We start from the raw sequence: 21,248 nt of genomic DNA, 5'->3' as shown, positions 1-21,248 counted from the left end.
CGGCGAGGTACTTCAGCGTGCGGCATTATTTTCAGACATTACCGAAAAGAAAAAAATGGATGAGCTGCTTATTAAACAGGCCAATCATGACAGCCTAACAAAATTGCCAAACCGCAATCTGTTAAAAACACGCATTAGTGAAGAAATAACCAAATATCATCGAACTAAAATTCCGTTTGCCGTACTTTTTGCAGATTTAGATCATTTTAAAGAAGTTAATGACTCATTAGGACATGATCTCGGTGATTTATTATTGATTGACGCGGCAAAACGTATTTCTGAGTGTGTCCGCGAAACCGACTTGCTCGCTAGACTAGGCGGCGATGAGTTTACCATCGTTATGACGGACTTAAACAACCCGCACAGTGTAGAGCGCGTCGCTAATGCTATTATTGAATCATTAAGCCGGCCGTTTAAGCTCGATACAGAAATTGCTTATGTGTCCGCTAGCATAGGCATTGCCTTTTACCCTGATGATGGAGACAGCATCGTTGATTTATTAAGGCATGCAGACCAAGCAATGTATTACGCAAAAGCTCAGGGGAAAGGTCGTTTTTGTTACTTCACCAAAACCATGCAAGAAAATGCAAATTATCGGGCCTCTATTTTAAATGACCTACGTACCGCATTACCGTCAAATCAGTTAGAACTCTATTATCAGCCCATTATCTCGCTAAGAACTAACACTGTTATAAAAGCAGAAGCCTTATTACGCTGGAATCATCCACAAAGAGACATTATTAGTCCGCTACAGTTTATCCCTATCGCAGAAGAGTCTGGCCTAATCATAGATATTGGCGATTGGGTGTTTCAACAGGCGTTAGCCCAACTAAAGCATTGGCGTCAACATTTTCAAGCTGACTTCCAAGTGAGTATTAACAAATCGCCTGTGCAGTTTAAATCACTCAGTCAACACGCCGATTGGATGGACACCCTAAGTCGAGCATCAAACTACCCAGAACCTGGCTTAGTCGTTGAAATCACCGAAAGTCTATTACTCCAAGAAGACCCAAACATAATGTTGCAATTTAAACAAATGCAGCATAACGGCGTAAAACTGTCCCTAGATGACTTTGGAACCGGTTACTCATCACTGTCCTATTTAAATAAATTTGGCTTTGACTTCTTAAAAATAGACAAATCCTTTACCCAAGAAATTGTTGAAAACAGTGACAAACGTGAGTTATGTAATGCCATTATTGTTATGGCTCACGCCCTCGGTATAGAAGTTGTCGCAGAAGGTATTGAAACATTAGCACAACAAGACTTATTAAGTGAAATGGGCTGTGACTATGGTCAAGGCTACCTTTACTCTAAACCTGTGCCCGTTAAAAAGTTTGAACAAATCCTAAAAAATGGTCTTGTAAAGTAGACACTAACACCTATACTCTTTAAAGATACCTTAAACTAAAGAGGGTTTAATGGAAAAACCAATCATTCCGGATAATGAGCAAAGCCGTCTCAAAGCACTTCATTCACTCAATGTCTTAGACACGCCGCCAGAAGAGCGGTTTGACCGTTTAACACGCCTAGCTAAACGCATGTTTAATGTTCCCATTGCTCTGGTCAGCCTTGTAGATGAAAACCGTCAATGGTTCAAATCTTGTGTTGGCCTTAGTGTCTGTGAAACACCCCGAGATATTTCGTTTTGTGGGCATACTATTTTGGGTAATGACATTTTCATCGTCCCTGACACACTGGTTGACCCACGTTTTGCAGATAACCCACTCGTGCTAAATGACCCGTTCATTCGTTTCTATGCTGGTTGCCCACTAAGGCACTTAGACGGCAGTATGTTGGGCACGTTATGTATTATTGATCAAGAGCCCAGGGATATTAGTCAAGAAGACTTAGATATCTTGAATGATCTTGCTGACCTTGCATCACGCGAACTGATGGCTATCGAACTAGCAACGCTTGATGAACTCACAAAAATATCTAACCGAAGAGGCTTTATTAAATTAGCTGAACATAGTCTAACAATATGCACCCGCCAAAATATTCCTGTTTCGATTGCTTTTCTAGACCTCAATAGTTTTAAACCCATTAATGATACATTTGGACATGCTGAAGGAGACACTGCGCTAATTGCCTTTGCTGAATTAATGAAAAAATCATTCAGGAAGTCTGACGTGTTTGCACGGATAGGAGGTGATGAATTCGCTATTTTATTAACTGACACCCTCGCTCAACCTGCCGAAAAAACAATGGCCCGTTTTCGTCGTGCTCTAAGGCTATACAATAAAACAGCCAATCGTGGTTATAACATTGAATTCAGTGAAGGTATTATCCCCATTGATCTAGAACAAACCCCATCAATAGAGTCTTTATTAAACCAAGCCGACTCATTAATGTACCAACAAAAAAATACGTCCCGTAAATAACTAAACTAAAAAAAATAAACCATAGAAGTACCGCTACTGAAAATAAAACTTTTTTATTCTCAAAAAAATTTTATTTTAGGTGATTGATAGCGCTGTTCAATCTAAACAAACCAAGCTAGTATTTCTTCGCTAGTTTTATTTGCTCATAATAATGTTTAGCGTAGTTGGTCAGAATACTTTTCTTTTCTTTTTCCGCTACCTTTAAGGAAGTTAACCCCATCCCAGCCAATTCAATGCTCGCTTCTATGGTGTCTGATACAGCTGCTGAGGCCCCTACTTCTAATAACTGGGTACACTCTAATGAATTGCCTCCCCTAACGTAAATCGCTAAATCTGGGTAAGTTTGCCGTAAAGACCCAACAATTAATTTTGATGTTTCCATATCATTAACCGTCACAATGACTATGCGCGAATCTCCGACACCAACTGAATCAAGCAATCCTTTATTACAAACATCTCCATAATAGACAGGAAGGTTATTCGCTTGAGATTTTCGAACAATATTAGGGTCGATATCAATTGCAACAAAGGGTTTTCCCGCTAACTTTAGAATATCTCCTATCCGGTGCCCAACACGACCAAAACCCGCTAGTATTATTGGCGATGATTTAGGCACTTCGGAAGGGTTTATTCCTATCAATTTCTTCTTCGTCACCACCTTTCTTGCACATTCGGCCAATATTGGCGTGACCAATAAACTAATTAAGATCACTAATAACAGTTGTTGATGAAGGGCCGGCGCTAAAATGCCGGAGTCTAGTGATAAGGAAAACAGCACCAATGCAAATTCACCACTTTGAGCCAAAACCAATGAAACCGCTAAGCTTTTCCCCTTACTTAAACCAAACATATAAGTTAATGGGAATAAAATCAGTATTTTAATACCAATCAATAACGCAACTAGCCCCATTGAAAGCAACGGCTGATCAATCAGCAAGCCAAGGTTTAATGACATCCCCATTGTCATAAAAAACAACCCCAATAGCAGCCCTCTAAACGGTTTAATTTCAGAAATAACCTGATGTTTATAGGAGGAATCAGACATCAGCATACCAACTATAAACGCGCCCATCGCCATTGATAAGCCAACCTTCTCGGCAATCAACGACACACCAAGAACAACCAATATAGCTGACGCCGTAAACACTTCTGGAATTTTTGTTAACGCAATCCGATGAAGAACAGGGTGTAAAAAATAGCGTCCAAATAAAATCACCATCAACAGAGTAAATACAGACTCTGCCAGCGCTAAACCAATATCATCCCCCATACTTATTTCTGACACGCCTAAAAGACTGACCAATGCCAGTAACGGCACAACGGCCAAATCCTGAAGAAGGAGAATCGAAAATGATGTTCTACCGTATGTTGATTTCAACAAACGTTGCTCACTTAAAAGTTGCAAAACAAAAGCTGTTGATGACAGCGCTAATGCCGGACCAATAATTGCCGCTGCTTGTAATGGAACTTCAAAAACATAGTAACTCACTGCAACAAGGACCAAGCCTGTTATCAGCACTTGGAGCGTACCTAAACCAAAAACCATTCGTTTCATCTGCCAGAGTCGCGACGGCTTAAGCTCAATCCCAATCACAAATAAAAGAAAGGCTATGCCTATTTCAGCAAAGTGACGGATTTCAGATAGATTATGAATGAGCCCTAGGCCGGATGGACCAACAGCTAAACCTGCAATCAAAAAGCCAGGAACAGCACCCAGTTTTAACGTTTGGCATATCGGCACCACCGCTACGGCAGCCACCAGTAGAATAATTAAATCTTCAAGATAACCCGATGACATATCTCTACCCTTCTAAGTAGACTGTTTTCTGCAACAATTAAGGATCCAGTAACCAAAAACTCCCGATGCAAAGGAACCCAACAAGATAGCTAGTTTATCAGTATATTGAAACAAGCTGGCATCGGTGGAGGTTAGAGAGACAATAAACAAGCTCATCATGAAACCTATACCAGTCAGAATAGAGACTCCATATAATTGCATCCAATTACTTCCACTAGATAGTGCCTCTAATTTTAACTTAATGGCTAACCAACTAAAACCAAAAAAACTAATTGCTTACCTAAAAACAAACCCAGCATGATGCCAACAGTTACTGAGCCAGCCTTTGGTTTAGAGATATATCACCCGCATTAAAAAATGCAAATAAAGGTAAGATGAGAAAAACCACCCCACCAACCGCGCCAATAACCTCGAAACCACCTCTTTGGCAGTTATCGTATATAAAGCTACATTAACTTTACTAACATCGGCTTTTAATATTGTTTTAGCTTCACTTAAATGATGATATACACTTAGTATCCGCAAGTTCTCTTCTTCCAACACGCCGGTGTTAATAGCCAGCCCATCTACATAACAATCTTTGTTTGCCCTTAAGTTCTCTTCAAGCCTAGTGAGTATTTTTATTTGATCTGATCAAACACTTAATGTTCTAAAACATAATGTCCTGGAGCATCTATCAAGCTTTTAGCCACGCTACCCTTTATACCCATTTTTGATGGTGCGACCTTTTCCGCCTCATTTTTACTGACCAACCAGCGCTCCCATTCCAACCACCACGAACCTTCTTTAACACCTGTTGACTCCAACCATTTATCAGGTGAAAGGTACTTATCACTTTTTTTCTTTAATGAAACACGGTAATGACGGTTTCGGTGACCAGGCTCACTAATGATCCCTGCATTATGTCCACCACTAGTCAGTAAAAAGGTCACCTCTGTACGCGTTAAGTGTTTGATTTTGTAGACTGATTTCCATGGTGCCACATGATCCTTCTCCGCTCCTACAACAAAGAGCGGACAATCAATATCCCCTAAAGAAACAGGTTTACCATGAACCTTGTAACGATGTTCTGAAAAATCATTATTCATGAAAAGCTGTTCAAGATACTCAGAGTGCATTTTGTAAGGCATTCTTGTTGCATCGCTATTCCAAGCCATTAAGTCATTCATTGGTGCGCGTTGCCCCAACAAATAATCATGTAATACCCTTGACCAGATTAAATCATTGGAACGCAATAACTGGAATGCTCCCTTCATCTGTTTTGTATCTAGGTAACCTTGTTCCCACATCATATCCTCTAAGTAAGCAACCTGACTGTGGTCAATAAAAAGCATTAACTCTCCAGCCTCAGAGAAATCAGTCTGTGCAGCAAATAACGTAATTGAACCAATGATACTGTTATCTTCTTTAGCCAATGCTGCGGCAACCAATGTTAATAAGGTCCCTCCTAAACAATAACCAACTGTATGAATTTTTTTATTCGGTATCACTGATGAAACTTGCTCTAATGCATGCCCTACACCCAAGTCTATATAATTTTCTAGTGTTAAATCACGATCTTCCTCTGTTGGGTTCTTCCAAGAAATCATAAAAACCGTATACCCATTATCGACCAAGAACTTAACCATTGAATTATGTTCAGATAAATCCATGATGTAATATTTCATAATCCAAGCTGGCACAAAAAGAATCGGCTCCGCATAAACCTTGTCAGTCGTCGGGCTATATTGAATCAATTCAATCAAGTGATTGCTATACACAACCTTCCCTGGCGTTGTGGCTAGGTTTTCCCCTATTTTGAATGCTTCAATACCGACAGGGCCTTCACCCCTGCTACTTCGTCCCCAATCTTCCAAGAGGTTTTGCATTCCCCTTACTAAGTTTTGCCCCCCTTCTTGTTCGGTGACCTTTAATAAATCCGGGTTTGTCAGCAAAAAATTTGAGGGAGAGATCACATCCAGCAACTGGCGTGTCGTAAACGAAACAACATTCTCATGATGCTTAGAAACACCATTAACACCCGTTATCGCGTTGTGCCACCACTGCTGAGTCAATAAAAATGACTGAGCATAAAGTGAAAACGGTAATCTCTTCCATGCATCTGATTCAAAGCGCTTATCTTGTGGCAACGGTTCTATACAACGCTGGTTGTCCACATCATTTCCAAGGTGAGTCAAACACTTAACAACATAACTCAAAAAGCGGCTATTTTTTTTCATCGCTTTTTTAATCAGCTCGCCTTGTTTCCCAGGCGAATTAGCCAAATGTATAGCCCAATCGATATAAGCTAACATCATTGATGTTGGTGAAATCCCCGCCGTTATTTTTCCTTCAGCAGCGTGAATAATACGGTCTAACGTGTTAACACTTTTACTAGGGTCTCTATGTTCCATAATGACTCCTTGCCTTTATAATCAATTAAATATCCATTTCCACACTAATGTAAAGAGAATATAACGATTTAATAAGGTCTACTTAATACATTTGATATTTAACTAACCACCGTGCTGTAATCAGTGAAAGTAAGGCGATAACCAGCATTGGCCAATACTTTGTCCATAACAATGCAAGTTCTACTCCTTCCATAAAAACAGATCTGATCATAATTAAAAATAACGTAAAGGATCAAGCTAAGTTAAATACTGCAGAGCATCTGCGCCTTTTCCATATACGTGTTACAAACCCAGATAAAATAACAGCGGTAGCAAAAAAAGAAACAGCCCAAGATAAAGTGCTATCAAACTACCTAGTTGAACTATCGGTAATCGGTAAACAGTAATATTTTGGTCTCGTACAAAGCCGCGCATCAAATCTAAAATGCTGGAGATCCAGTCAAAGAATACTGGATCACAATGTGTCTGGTTGGCGTGTTGAGTTTAAGCAGCGTCCCCAACCTACGAGCACAAAAAAGCCGACGATTATGTCGGCTTTTTTTGATTAGGATGGTGGGTCGTGCGCGATTCGAACGCGCGACCATCGCATTAAAAGTTCGTCTTAGACTAATTCTAAAAACTGCATACAACTTATAACTCCTTATAAAACAAAGAGTAACTGAAGTTAGCCGGATTGTAAAGAAGTATGAAAGCGTATGAAATAGAATAAACCACTGTAGTTTTTACTGTAGTTTTGCAACCACTCTGAATTGACTAATCCTTGTTAATCATTTGGCAACTGATTCGATTCTAATACTTCCAGTTTTATCAATATTATCTATTAACGAACAATTCGGATTACAGCAACATCAGGACTATATTTCATAGTTCCACTTTATCAATCAGTTTCTTTATATAGCTTTCTGAATCTTCGACTGGAAATAATATATTCCGAGCATCCATTTCTTCTTTGCTGATTTTAAAATCATCAATTGACCACAGGCTTTCCAAGACAGATGAGTTAGTGTTTGAAACTAAAAAGGCATGCATCTCAATATTTTTATAGGCTGGATTTTTGTCATGCAAGTCTGACTCAATATCTTTAATCGTTTTATAAAATCGAATCTTTGGGTCATTAATACCTAAATTACGTAAGCCTTTCGGATCGATGAAGATGATTTTCTGTTGATCTTCTTTGACTAGCCAAAGAATAAAATCAGGATAAAATCCGCCATCTACAAAGAAACCGACACCATCTCCCTTGCTTTCATTACGCAATAGATATGTGTCATAACTCGCCATAACATCATTTTCTATTGCCTTTTGAATGTCTGATACAAACTGTTGTTCACCTTTATTTAACGGCACTGGGGATACTTCAATCTCTTTATCATGTTGAGCGATCAAAGGCTGGTAAAGGTGCCTTTCACACCAAACAAATTCTAAGCCATTAGTTGCTGTTCCAGCCCATTCGCTCGCTTTATTGTTTTTAACTTTCTCTTGTAAGTTGTCCAGCTGTTTAATCAGCGCCTCATGGCGACCAAGATCAACCGTTACAATATAACTACCATCGGGTGTCTCTTTGCTAACACAAGGTAAAATCCGTTTATCATCTTTTAAGGGCCTATACTCAAGCTTATCTGCTTCCCATTGCCTGCGTCTTAAGCCATAGAAAACTTCACAATATTTTTTAAGCAAACTGATTGCAATATCATGCCAAACTTTAACGCCGTTCAATGCATGAATAGATAGCGCTTCTTTCGGTACATGTAATGTGTACCAATTTGTATTTGCTAAAATTTGTGGTATTTCATCACGGCTTAAGGTCAGACTTGCCCAGCGTTTATCTCTCTTAAATTGTAATAACTCAAAATATAATCTATCAGTATCAAGCATTGCTAAATGAAGTTTTGACAGCTTATCCGTGTTACGGTTTACCTGTATCTGCCCCAGACCATCAGCAGCAAAACCTTTCAACTTTGGATACCAATCCAGTGTTACTTTTACTGGATCAATAAAGTATGCCCTTTCGCTACCCGTTAATTTGTTAGGGGATAATAAAAAAACTTGTTCCGCTAAATTACTAAAGGCACTGCCTTGTTTACCAATCGATCGGCCTTCAACCATTTCTTGCAACCTGATTAAACCAATCGTACCTGGCATTGGCGACATAGGTTTTAATGGCAAGCGATATTCCTGCAAGCCTTCATTAACCAAAATTTCTTCAGCTTCAAGTTCTTTACGGAATTGGGCTATGTAGTCCGCTTTTACACCAAAGATATTCAATGTTTCTAATACAGAAATTTCTTTAGGACGTTCTATGCCTTCTGGTAACTGCATAACGACTTCAGCAGAGCGTTTTAAAGTTTCATTCCAGCCTTTAAGACGTACACCACGACCAAACAACTGGATAATTTGAGCACCTTCACTACTACCAATGTTCATCAGCGTCATATTAGATACACGCCAACTGCTCCAACCTTCAGTGAATTTACGCGAACCTACTAATAGATTCACTTTTGAATTTGGCTTATTAATATCACTAAACAGTGATCCGCTAAAGCGAGCTTCTTGCACTTCAAGTCCATTTTGTTCACACAGCTTAACCAACTTAGTATCGTCACCCACGTTAATAACACCAAATGGTGTATCTGCAACACCACCACGTAATGCTATTTCACCAGCCGCACCAGAGATATTTTCTATGTACAATCGACCACCCGTGGTATGAAATACTCTATCCAACATATCATCGTAAATAGCATCAGCCGTTTCGGTTAGCCCCTTTAAATAATCAAATCGCCCATGCAAAAGGTTTGTGCCACCACTGGCAACTAAACCTTCTTCAAGTAATCTACGTATAGCAGTAATTGTAGCTTCGCGTTTATTGAGGACATTATCTATAAACTTCAAAACTTGAATACTGTCAGATTCTTCTCCCTTTATCCCTTTGGCAGTAACTCTACTGCTAACAAAGATCCATAACGGTGGTTCAATATTGAATGTTTTCCATAAGGCTTGCTTGTCGTCAAACACTCGCCGTTGCTGATAAAAACTTAATAACGAAGCAACCAAATATTTATATTGTTCACTATCATCTAAACTACTTTGCAGGTTCAAAATTTGAGATTGCTTGCCATAGCCATCTGCATAAAAATGACGGTAAGAATAATCAAATAAGATGGCTTTAGAATATTGTTGACGAATAGCGTCACTCTTCATGGCTGCTTGAGCAAACGTGGCAGAATATTCAAAAGAAAAACCTTTTTCACATAAAGCATTTCTGTGTCTTAAAAACGTTCCATCACCACCAGAAGATGTTCCTCTATGTCCCTCATCTACCAATACTAAATTATTATTGCCAAATGATGCTGTAGAGACCGTTTTATCCTTACCTTCATCTCGAAATTTATTGATGTCGATAACGATTACGGCCTTATCAAACAATGAACCCTGATTTTTAGTAAAAGGTGCCGCCTCAATCCCTGCAATCGCCAGCTCTTGAATATGTTGGCGGGTTAACCCTTCATTGGGTGTAAGCAGGATAATTCTACCTAAATCCTTTTTATTACCATACCGCTCAAGATAATATTGATACTGCAAAATATTGGCATGCATGATCAGCGTTTTACCTGAACCCGTCGCACTCCAATACGCCACCTTGTTTAACTCAAGCCACGGCATGTCTTTCGTATCTAATAGCGTGAGCGGAGTTTCATCTTCATGTGCTAAATTCCATGTCTCGATATGACTATTCAATTCATCTCTCAAGGCTTCAGGCTTTTGAAATAGCCAATCAAGATAAACTTCCGTAAACAGCAACATTAAGTATTGAAAATATTTCCACTCAATCGCTTGTTCACAGGCAATCGCTCTACCGTCATTTAGCTTTTCAGTAAGATGCTTGATATTCCGATCATATTCACGCAATTCATCATCGGAAATACCAGGCAAACCATCCGCTTCAGCCAATAAGCGCGACACAATGGCATGCTCACCTTCACTATTACGAAGTGTCGTATCACCTTTTAATTGATAACGATCACGCAGTGCTTCAATTAACGGCACCTCTCGATTATCCATTAAAAATCGACCATTGGTTGATTCGAAACCAAATTTGGCAAATAACCACTGAGCAACAATTAATTGGGCACTAAATGGCAAGGTGTTATTCCTTCTTCTTGTTCTACGTTTAGCCATATCAATGCTCTATGCTACTAAACATCAAACGATGGAAGTCTTCTTCAATCAATTTCACGCGAGATTCCATCAAGCCACCTTGGCGGTTTTTAGGAATGGTTATATTGTGATCGCCGTTCACGTATAAAATATCAAATTCATCATCTTGGCTTTCAGTCATTCGCACACTGAGTTTGTCGATTAACACGGCATCTAACACAGCATTATCCATCACCAATCCATTAGCTTCATTAGCTTCATTAGCTTCATTAGCTATAACAGATGGTAAATTACGCCAAACAATTAAAATCTTCTGCCCTTTTCGGTTCGTGCCTGCAACCGTTCTAAACCACCATTTCCCATCAGCTTGGCGTTTAACATCAGCTTGCCAACGACCATGATCAGCTTGTGATAACTCAGCAGTAAAATAGATAGGTGCATTGATATGTTCAACCGTTAAACCCAACAACCAATTAAAGGTTTCCAGTAAATCAACATTAATCAGCTTAGTTTCATCACCTGTAGGATTACGTACTTTTAATTGATAAGCCGTCGGATCAATAAACTTACTGATATCAAGTAGTGAGGCAGAACCTTGTGTCTCAACATTAAGCATATAGTTTAATAAATAAGATTCACGGGCTGATTGCTCATCAGCACTATTCGATGATAAAAGGTCATTTTGAACGGGGGTACGCTTTAACTGTAGGTTGGCTAAGGTATCTTCATAACTTTCAAGTCGAAGATATTTAAAACAATGTGAAATACCATTAAAACTGTCATTTTCATTAGCTACTGGCTTTCCTGCTTTCCAATCTTGAGAATAAATTACTTTTTGAATTCGAGGCTTAACAACCGTATCAAAATAGGCCCCCATTTCTACAAGAAGATATTTTCGTTTACCACTATCTTCTCGATTAAGATTAACAACGGCATGCCCAGTTGTGCCCGACCCACCAAAATAGTCTAAAACAGTATCATCAACACCTAAAGTACTCACTCTAAGTGAGTCCATAACAGCAAAAACAGACTTTGGATAAGAAAAATTATCTAAATCTCCAAATATATTTTTTAATAGATTAGTTCCGTATGATGTTGCTGAATATTCTTTTTTCTCCCACCAAGTTAATGGGAGCATGCCCTCATCATTCATTCTCGCTTTAACATATGCTGTTAATTGAGAATTTTTGTCTTTTTTTACAGTAAATTCTGATGGTTCACTTTTAAATCGATCTATCCCCCATTTCCAACGTCGCTCTTTTCCAGATTCATCTATAGGAAAAACTATTGTTTCATCTGACTTTGGCTCCTCAAGCACCTTCCATTCATTCCCATCCCACTCACATTCAGGAACTCGAAGAGAGTTTTTACTTACATATATTGGGTAAAACATTGTTGGAGCATCACTCTTTACTCCACCGTGTTTTCTAAAGTTAACCCATTCAAAGTAACCGATCTCATCTTTTTCTTTATATCTCGCTTTTTGATCTGCACTCCTGTCTAAACGCCCAATATGTGTATCTTCAGATTTGGACGAAAAAATAGCGTACTCATGAGCAATGGAAAATCCATTTGCAGTAGACCTACCTGACGGGTTATTTTTGATACATGCAACCCCCAATGTGTTCTCAGGATTGAAAATATTTTCGACAACAGGCTTTACTCGATGGAACTCAACATCATCGATAGTTATACAATGTATACCTTTATCTGATAGTAGATGTTTACCGCTACTCAGCCTATCATTAATTAAACTAATCCACGATGAGTGTTTATAAGAGTTTTTGTAAAGTATTTCCGATGCATTTGTATTGTATGGAGGATCAATATAAATACACTTTACTTGCTCCTTATATTTTTCCTTCATCATTTCCAGTGCCTGGAAATTATCACTATTAATCAATACACCATCACATTGTTCATCCAAGCCATCAAATTGACCTAATAAATGTGCTCTGAAAACCTCATCAAACAAACCTGTATCAACCATCAAATAGCGATATTTTGATTGTGTTATCCAATCTCCTGCTTTAATTTCTTGATCAAATTGTTCTAAATCAAGCTCAACAAGCTCTTGCCATTGTTTTCGTTGTAATTCATTCGCGGTAATTTCAGCTAATAAATCTGCCTGTTCAGCTAACCGGTCCAAGGTAATGCAGTAGTTTGTCTCGGTAACAAATTTCTTTTTAAGCCAGAGTTTCTTTTGAAAATTTTCCAGTTGAGCAAGGAAGGCGATGATTTTTTCACCAATAGTTCTAATGACTTCTATCTTGGATAATAACGGTGCAAGCCGAGCAGGGTTGCTTTTCATATTGCTGATATCTTCCCATCGGAACAGTTCATTTTTGATATAAAAATCAAGTTCACGAGTTAGGAATTCACCTAAGTTTTTATGAATGAAATAATCAAAGGTATTTTTCTTGGTGTATAAATTTAGCTGACTCATTAACACGCTATAGTCAGCCAGTTCACCATCTGTTTTTTTATACTTTACTTCTAATAGCTCTCTCCACTCATCAGGTACGCCCCCATTTAAACTAAGTAAGTGTTGTTCGGCAATTTGCTTTAAGTGATCTAAGGTTGGCGGCTTTTTCTTAGCTGCCGCTGTTGCCTTCTCTAATGCATCGTCAGTCCAATCATCAAGATTTGACGCACGGTAATAGAAATAAATATTCAGCTCGTTATCTTTAATTTCCCACGGATTCTCTTGATCTAAGATAAAGACACGTTTGGCATCATCCGCTTCTTTATTGTTATTTTGTGCGCCTGCTTCAGCATCAACTACACGGAAATGAACTCGCATTGGATTTTCTGGCTGCTCGGACTTTAAGCGAAAACAAAAGTCTCGTAATGATTCTGATGATTTGATGTAATACTGATCTTTGTTTGCCCAATGTAGTGTGACTTCTTCGCCGCTATAAGGTATGGCATAGGTGCCCTCTTTATAAACACGACGAGAAATAAAATCACCTTCGTCGTAATAACGGCTAAAGAAAGTCAGTAACGCATCATATACTTCACCTTCTTCACGATCTGTATCGACTGATTGTGAGTATTGCGCTTCTAATTCCCGTACTTTTGGAGATTGTGATGCATCAAACCCTGCATCTTCAGCTGCTTTTTTTGCTTTTACCAATTCTTGTTGTACTACCACCTTATCTTGTGATTCAAAATCACTAAATGCAGTGTTTACAACCTTTGGTAAGTCTTGCTCAATAAAACGATTTATATCGTCTTTTCGAGCATGCATGATGCGATAAATACCAAAATCCAGCTCAGGTTGATTGAGCTGAAAAAGCTCCTTCAATAAGCTTGTGAATTTAGTGAGTTTGCTGTTTTTGATAGCCATGCCTTACTTCCATTATTTTTTAGTTATTTACTTGAACCGAAGATGGTGTTGAGCTTCCTTTTTCGTTGCTCTATCAGCGCCACTATTTTTTTAATCTGATCATTTTCGCCATGCTGTTTCTGAAATTCAGATTCCAAACTAACTGCTTGATAAGACAATTCATCAGCCATTGTTATACATCTATGTCGAACCAATTTTAGATTTATGCCAATATCTTTTGAAAACTGTTCCCACCGTCTTGCAATTATCCAGTCAGGACGATCTTCACCACCAATTTTCATTGCCATTTTTTGAGCAAGGTTGGGATAAATCGCTGTACTCATAAGGTCATAAAATGGTGCTAACTTCGGTCCTGCTGGCGTCAGCATTAATGAAACATTTTTGCCGTGAGCATCTGCATTGCCAATCAAGACATTGAATATCACCCAATTCAATAATTCTGGTAAATCCTTGGCAGGTTGAATGCTATGATTTCGTACTAATTCAAAACACGCCTTTAGGCTTGGCCCACCTTCTTTTTCATACTTGTTATTAGGAGGAATTGCCATTGCCTGACAAAAGTCTTCTTGGGGCAAGCGTATTAAATCACCATGCTCATCACGAATACGGTCATAACGTGTGACGAGATATAACGGCACTGCTTTATGTAAAAGCTGCGTTTCAGGCACATTTAAATTTATTTTATCAGCCAATTGCATACAGAAATACTCATTCTCGACTGTATTAGGATAATGCGGCATTGGCGGTTTTAAAATATGACTACTTGCCGCCACTCCCCTTGGTATGTTGACCGTATTACCATCGTAAAAAACGGGCAGTTTATTTTGTGCGCCTGCAAGCGATAACCTTATACCTTGTTCACCCACCATCATTGGCTGTACCGGCAAATCAGCAATCAATTGGTTTAATGCATTATCATTAAGTTTTTTATAACCCTTATGCGTTGGAAGTACTGTTCCTTCGAGAAACAAACTCACAGCACCCGCACACTCTCCCCCAATAGCTTCTAATAGCGCAAAATCATTCTTTTCTGACAAGCCTAAGCTTTTCGCTATGAGGTGCCTTATTTCTGCTTCGGGCAGTAAATTAGCAAAAAACGGTTGGGCACGTGCATCATGGTATGGCTCAACACGTACGGGCAAACTTAACGATAACGGCTGTGACTTATGTGCTGCCACCCAATCAGCATGATATTCAAATACAAAACGTCGCTCATCATCTAAGTATAGTTTTCCTACACGTTCTGTTGATAAATACACATCAAGTACTTGGCTCACGATGATTTACCTGATGTTTCAATAGTGAAGTCTGAGTGTGTCCAGCCTCGTGGCTGAATAGCTAATTCCAAGCCCAAACTATTAAGCACTTGTAGGACTTTACCCATTTCAACCGTTGGTTTACCATTTTCCAAATCAGAAATAAATCGCACACCGACGCCACATAACGACGCAAACTCAACTTGTGTCGCACCTTGTGATTTTCGTTGCTGACGAATGACATCACCCAATGATTTAGTGTTTAATATTTTCCCGCTCGGTAACGTTTTCATTTTTTAGAGACCTTTTCCAAGAAATATTCCCGTTCGGTAAATATACACAGCAAACTGGCCAAACACAACGATAATATTCCCGATAGGGAATATTTAACCTAAAACCCATCGTATTTTAAACAATGGATGAATGATTGTTTTCTGCTTTAATCGTTTTTCCAACGCTTCTATTAGTTGATCACGTTTAGCTTCTATCTCATCTTCAACATCAAAGATATCTTGTCTCTGACGACGTTGCTGACGCTCTAATGCCCTCAGTTCCTTCAGTAGATGCTCTTGCTCCTCCATTGTCTCGGCAAGGCGACTACGGCGCTTACAATCTCGTATCTTATCTTTTGTATCAACTAATACCTGCTCACTTGAATAAATTTGATCTTCAGCCCATTGTTCAAGCTTATCTCGCTCACGCTGGAAATATTGATCATTTTCTTCTAATGCTTGATTAAGCGTTATGCTGATATGACGATTTACGATTTCTTTTAGTTTTCCTGGTGCTTCAATCTCAGCCCTATTGTTGCTCGTAGCTGAAAGTGAAAATAATCGCTCACACGCCTCATGATCAAGGATCTGCTCATCGTCGGTCAACGCACTAAAAACAAGATGTTCTTCAACTTCAAAACTGTGTAGTTCCAATAAATTAAGTTCAAGCCAGCCTGACTTACTACTTAAATTTTCTAATACAGATATTTTTACGTCATTTTGAGTTAAGTTAAACCTAACTTCCGACACAGGTGTGTCTATACGTCGCCCTGTATCTATAACGTATTCACCCAATGGATGGCTTAAACGATAGAGATGAGCATACTCTGGAATATCCTCACCTTTACGTATTAGTGAATAATTCCCTATGTGTATATCTTCATTGGGTGCTTTTTTTAGGTCAAAAGAAAGCTGCTCATTATTAAAAACGGCTTTGTCTTTTAGAATAAACGATGTTAACAGCCAAAATAATCGTGAAATACGATCTAAAGTTATCTCAGCCCTTTGTCGCTGTATTTTTAACAGATCATGAATTTCACCATCAAAATGCTCCAGCAGTTTTTCTTCTGTCTCTCGCATTTTCTGTTCGATGCTTTCACCCATTTCATTTTGTAAAATTTGGAAAGCATGCTCAATTTCGTGTGGTGTTCGGCAGGTATCGTAAATAGCTGCAATACGGCGTTCAAAATCAACACCTGATTCTATTCTTCCTAAAATTTCATCTGATGCGCCAAACACACCATCAAACAGGTGAAATTTGTCTGATAACAACTCTAAAACACGTCGATCTGCTTGGTTCTGCTTATTCAGGAAATTAATAACAACAACATCAAATTTCTGACCATATCGATGACAACGACCTATGCGCTGTTCCACTCTCTGAGGATTCCATGGCAGGTCATAGTTTATAACTAGGGAACAAAATTGAAGGTTGACACCCTCAGCCGCAGCTTCAGTTGCAATCAATATTTCACCACGGTCTCTAAAGTGATCAATGATCGCTGTTCGACGATCAACGGCTGGACTGCCAGTAATACGGTCACCGCCGACATTGTCTTTTAACCAACGCTGATAAATACCTGTTAGCTGAGCATTATTATTAGTGCCACTGAAAGTAACGACCTTACCTGCATGACTGTGGTTTTCGAGAAATCTGGATAAATAATCTTGTGTGCGCCGTGATTCTGTAAATATAACTACTTTACGTGGTGCGCCCATTTCAGCCATATTATCAAAACCAACATTCAGTGCTTTTAATAAGGCGTGAGACTTTTCATCTTCATTAATACTATGAGCAAGAATTAGATATTGTTCTAATTCAGCTATTTCACCACGTAGTTTGACTTTATCAATGTCAATGGCAGCAGTAGATTCTGCTTCATCAATTTCACCTTCAAGTTCTTCTTCATCTAACTCAGCTTCGTTGACCAGCTTATCGAACCAATCATCTTCTATCGTTTGCTCTTGTTCTAACTTTTTGAGGCGATCTAATATCGCTTCTAATGTCGCTGTTACTGCCGGTGTTGAAGAAGCCAACAATTTACGCAGGACCAAGCCAATTAGATGCCTGTGCCTTGCTGGGAAACCATATGACTCTTCACGTTGTAAGTAACCTGACACAAGATCATAGAGCCGCTGTTCCTCGGGACTCGGTTCAAAAGGTATTGTGATTGGTTTACGCTGTGTGTATTTAATATATTCAAGTACATTTCGCCTTAATGTACGTTTTGTAAACTCAGCTAATCTTTGCCTAAGTGATGCCGCATCTCCTTCTCCTTTCATATATAAGGAACGGAAACTCACAGCATCACCAAAAAGATGTTCATCGATGATTGTCGATAAACCATACAGTTCAATCAAAGAGTTTTGTAGCGGTGTAGCTGTTAGTAATAGCTTACGAGACCCAGCTAACGATTTTTTGATACTCTGACCAGTTTGATGACTTTCTCTATGCGCATTACGTAATTTATGTGCTTCATCAATGACAACTAAATCCCACGGGATTGCTCTAAGCTCCTTTTCCATAGTGACAGCGAAGTTGTATGAAATGATGGAAATAGTGTTTTGATCTAAGGGGTTATAGATCCCACTTTTTTTTAAATTTTTTACTGTTTTTGAATCTAACACTTGAGTCGGTAAATGGAATTTCTCTGCCAACTCCAACGCCCACTGTTTACGTAGTGCAGCAGGACAAATAACAAGTAATCTTCGACGACGCTCGGCCCAGTATTGACACAACACTAATGCTGCTTCGATGGTTTTCCCTAAACCAACCTCATCTGCGAGTAACACCCCTTTGGCTAAGGGGTTATTTAGTGCAAATAATGCTGCATCAATCTGGTGAGGATTGAGATCAACACTGGCATCAAATAACGATTGAGATATTCGGTCTACATCTCCACCACGTCGACGACGTGTCAGTTCCCAAGCAAAATATTTAGCATGGTACTGTGTCATTCCATTCATCATTAAAATTCCTTTTTACCAAAAACAATCAATCAAAATCTATAATCCAAAGGCATACCATTTAAAACCATAATCATCATCATGACCATCCTTAAATTACTGACTGAAGTTTTACGCTCAGCCAGACATAAGAAATGAGTTGGATTATTCTTTAATCAATTTCATGAAAGTTTTATATTTAATCCCTTTTGCCTCGACAGCCACTTATGAACAACCAACTGAATACGCCCAATACCAAGGGTTTAACCTATTTAGCACCTGAGTCTATAATTGCCCATGTCTTCATAGATCTTTGCAGCGTTGTAGCAGTGGCAGCAACTCTCTGATTCACTATATCAACGTGTATAGCAGCGAATATTTTATTTCTTTGATTCTTCAGGCAAGTAACCACTGATGCAGCTTTTACCCTTACCTCGATGTATACAATAAAACCGTTCAGATAGAGAGTCTGGTTCTGTATCTTTCTCAACATTAGGGTTAACTGGCATTGAGTGGTAACGCTTTAACTGCCTAGCATTCTTTACTTTGTTACGGCCTAAAAAGTAGCCTATAAACAGTGCTAAGGTGATTAATAAAATAATGGAGTTGATCATTTCTTCATATTATTCGCACGGAGTAAATGCAGTCAAGCAAGGACTCATTACCCACGACGAAAAGCAAAGCCATGACTGGTTGAAACGTGAATTAGCGCTATCATTGCATTCGTTGAGAGGTTCCATAGCCAAGGCTCAATTAACTGGCGTTACACAAGGTTATTTACAGTTTCCAAGCAGGTTCAACTTTGACAGTTACCTACCCCTAATCTTACCCTCTTCATGGGGTTTGTTTATATGCTCCAATGCCAATGTGGGCTAGTTAGCCCTCGCGCGCGTACTGCTATGAAAACCCTCTCGAAGACATAGCTGACTCCTGCAAAAAACTTAACATTAGTTAACCTTTCATGGGGTTCATTTACGCCAGCCTTTCTTAAAGCCATTTTGAGCTGAGTGTTTTTTACCGTCTACCGTTCTCGGCCCGGTGGATAAACCACCATGTAATTTACACCGACCATTTGAATAAATAGCTTTAATCTTACAAGGCTGGCCTGTCGCTTTTGTTCTAGCCTCACAGCGTAGGTCTTTTAGGTCATCAGGCATTGGAGTATATCTTGGCGGATATTGACTCTTATAACCATCATCACACCATTGCTTAAACGCTTCTTCCCTTTGTTTGTTGTACGCCTTAAAGCGCTTTCGTTTATTGTCCATTTACTTAATTCCATAATGGGGGTAATCATGGGGCTTTCATGGGGTTTGCTTCATAAGTTAAAAAGCCCTTTGTTAACATTAACCGTTCAAGGTATTCAAAATGCCTGACTTAGCTATTTTGGCTTATATAACGTCTATTTCTGAACACTTAAAAGGAGTAATGAGAGATTGAAGCCCCTATGGTGGCTTTAGGCGGCTGGCCGAAAAGTCGTTAGCCTGCTTTGCTTTGTAGCCTTTACCTCTCTGCTTAGCCATGTAGCTAAGTCGCATGAATGCTTCTTGGTAGGTTTCCGTATCGGTGCGAGTCAATTTGTAGTAACCGTATTCAGGCCGAAAGGGTTTAGGTTGACCCCATCCCATCCATATATCATCAATCAAGCTATAAACGTTTGCCGGGTGGCTTACCTTGTTGGCGTTTAATATTATCGCTAGGTGGTAATGCTGTTGTTTAGCCTTCTCTATTTCCCGCACCCAAATGAAGCCCACGCGCTTTAAGTCATATTGACGGCATAACCGCTTTCTTAATTTGCGGATGAACTTTGATAGTAGGGTGTTTTTATCTTCATAGTGATTGACGTGTAAATCTAGCCTAATAACAATAACGCGGCTATGGTGTGACAACATCGCGTCTAACTGGCTTTTAGTTCGCTCCAGTATTTCCACATAGCATCCTTGCTTAGCTGTCACGTTAATGTCTAGCTGTTGGTTGTTGAGGTTAATACAACTCGACTTAATCACGCGCTTAATGGCTTGTTTGAACCGCCGTCACTTCCTTGTACTTTGGCAGTTAATAAAGAGCAGGATAAGAAATAGATATTATACAATACCGCCCTAATTTCTAATTCTTGCTTACCCTTTGCTCCTTGTGCGGCACGGGCTGTGGAAGATTTCAAACAATAAAAACAGGGGTACAATCTTAGGGATGAAAATAAGGGTGTTTCACCCACTCTTAGACGGCTGTTTTTTGGATGAATTAGCCGCGTTTGCGGCTTCATCAATATGTCGGTATTATTAAACGGCATTAGATAAGCTCCTTTCGGTTTGGTCGCTGGCTGGGGCTTTTTCTTTGCTTATTACTTCGCCTTTTATTGTCATTGCTCTAACGTTGTATAGCGGACAGGTCAAGCTGGTGCAATTTTCAACCTGAAAACGCCAAGAACCACCTCCTATAGGGTCATAGATACATTCACAACACTTCGCATCTATTCGCCCCCTTAATTTGCCCTTTTTAAGCAAACGTGAAACAGTCTTACTCTTTACGTCAGCATAATTAATGTTCGTCATTATTCTTCCTCCTTTTTACAAAATCACTGTAGTTTCTTAATGAAAGTACTGAAGAACCTGAACATCACCCGCATATCACATGCGATAACGATTATCTGTGCCCGATATTCCATATCGGTAGCCATCAGCATTACGCGGGT

Annotated in this window: 15 protein-coding genes; 2 read left to right on the top strand and 13 right to left on the bottom strand. The window is 39.2% G+C overall.

Annotated features, from left to right (window positions below; genetic code table 11):
- Positions 1-55: 55 nt before the first annotated feature.
- Entirely contained in the window at positions 56-1,372 is a 1,317-nt protein-coding gene (locus KUG63_RS05425; protein ID WP_287554347.1) for a putative bifunctional diguanylate cyclase/phosphodiesterase, read from the top strand.
- A 49-nt stretch (positions 1,373-1,421) separates the two neighbouring features.
- Positions 1,422-2,384, top strand: coding sequence for a sensor domain-containing diguanylate cyclase (locus tag KUG63_RS05420; RefSeq protein ID WP_020932990.1), 963 nt, complete (start codon positions 1,422-1,424; stop codon positions 2,382-2,384).
- Between the two features lie 115 nt (positions 2,385-2,499).
- Here KUG63_RS05420 and KUG63_RS05415 read toward each other — a convergent pair whose 3' ends face one another.
- From KUG63_RS05415 to KUG63_RS05360, 13 genes are all read right to left on the bottom strand, one after another.
- Entirely contained in the window at positions 2,500-4,182 is a 1,683-nt protein-coding gene (locus KUG63_RS05415) for a monovalent cation:proton antiporter-2 (CPA2) family protein (protein ID WP_020161833.1), read from the bottom strand.
- A gap of 12 nt (positions 4,183-4,194) precedes the next feature.
- Complete coding sequence (locus KUG63_RS11875) at positions 4,195-4,455, bottom strand: Na+/H+ antiporter NhaA (RefSeq protein WP_353885275.1); 261 nt, start codon at positions 4,453-4,455, stop codon at positions 4,195-4,197.
- 368 nt (positions 4,456-4,823) lie between these two features.
- Positions 4,824-6,575 carry a PHA/PHB synthase family protein gene (locus KUG63_RS05410; protein WP_287554344.1) on the bottom strand — a complete coding sequence of 584 codons (1,752 nt, stop codon included), beginning with the start codon at positions 6,573-6,575 and terminating at the stop codon, positions 4,824-4,826.
- Between the two features lie 861 nt (positions 6,576-7,436).
- Positions 7,437-10,754, bottom strand: a complete 3,318-nt coding sequence (locus KUG63_RS05405) for a DEAD/DEAH box helicase family protein (protein WP_287554342.1) — start codon at positions 10,752-10,754, stop codon at positions 7,437-7,439.
- A gap of 1 nt (position 10,755) precedes the next feature.
- Positions 10,756-14,082, bottom strand: coding sequence for a site-specific DNA-methyltransferase (locus KUG63_RS05400; protein WP_287554341.1), 3,327 nt, complete (start codon positions 14,080-14,082; stop codon positions 10,756-10,758).
- A gap of 23 nt (positions 14,083-14,105) precedes the next feature.
- Entirely contained in the window at positions 14,106-15,359 is a 1,254-nt protein-coding gene (locus KUG63_RS05395; RefSeq protein WP_287554339.1) for a type II toxin-antitoxin system HipA family toxin, read from the bottom strand.
- Positions 15,356-15,631 carry a helix-turn-helix transcriptional regulator gene (locus KUG63_RS05390; RefSeq protein ID WP_277642661.1) on the bottom strand — a complete coding sequence of 92 codons (276 nt, stop codon included), beginning with the start codon at positions 15,629-15,631 and terminating at the stop codon, positions 15,356-15,358. The genes KUG63_RS05395 and KUG63_RS05390 overlap by 4 nt, the downstream gene beginning before the upstream one ends.
- 93 nt (positions 15,632-15,724) lie before the next feature.
- Positions 15,725-18,580 carry an SNF2-related protein gene (locus tag KUG63_RS05385; RefSeq protein WP_277642660.1) on the bottom strand — a complete coding sequence of 952 codons (2,856 nt, stop codon included), beginning with the start codon at positions 18,578-18,580 and terminating at the stop codon, positions 15,725-15,727.
- A gap of 356 nt (positions 18,581-18,936) precedes the next feature.
- Entirely contained in the window at positions 18,937-19,170 is a 234-nt protein-coding gene (locus KUG63_RS05380; protein ID WP_277642659.1) for a hypothetical protein, read from the bottom strand.
- Between the two features lie 354 nt (positions 19,171-19,524).
- Positions 19,525-19,824, bottom strand: coding sequence for an HGGxSTG domain-containing protein (locus KUG63_RS05375; RefSeq protein ID WP_277642658.1), 300 nt, complete (start codon positions 19,822-19,824; stop codon positions 19,525-19,527).
- 177 nt (positions 19,825-20,001) lie between these two features.
- Entirely contained in the window at positions 20,002-20,487 is a 486-nt protein-coding gene (locus KUG63_RS05370; RefSeq protein ID WP_277642657.1) for an inovirus-type Gp2 protein, read from the bottom strand.
- Between the two features lie 71 nt (positions 20,488-20,558).
- Positions 20,559-20,846 carry a hypothetical protein gene (locus KUG63_RS05365; protein WP_277642656.1) on the bottom strand — a complete coding sequence of 96 codons (288 nt, stop codon included), beginning with the start codon at positions 20,844-20,846 and terminating at the stop codon, positions 20,559-20,561.
- On the bottom strand, positions 20,836-21,108 hold the full coding sequence (locus KUG63_RS05360) for a hypothetical protein (RefSeq protein WP_277642655.1): 273 nt from the start codon (positions 21,106-21,108) through the stop codon (positions 20,836-20,838). The genes KUG63_RS05365 and KUG63_RS05360 overlap by 11 nt, the downstream gene beginning before the upstream one ends.
- Positions 21,109-21,248 lie beyond the last annotated feature (140 nt).

This window comes from Cycloclasticus sp. (genome assembly GCF_019090545.1).
Classification (GTDB): Bacteria; Pseudomonadota; Gammaproteobacteria; order Methylococcales; family Cycloclasticaceae; genus Cycloclasticus; species Cycloclasticus pugetii.
The sequence above is the reverse complement of the archived record's forward strand: the minus strand, read 5'-3'. Positions and strand labels throughout refer to the sequence as shown.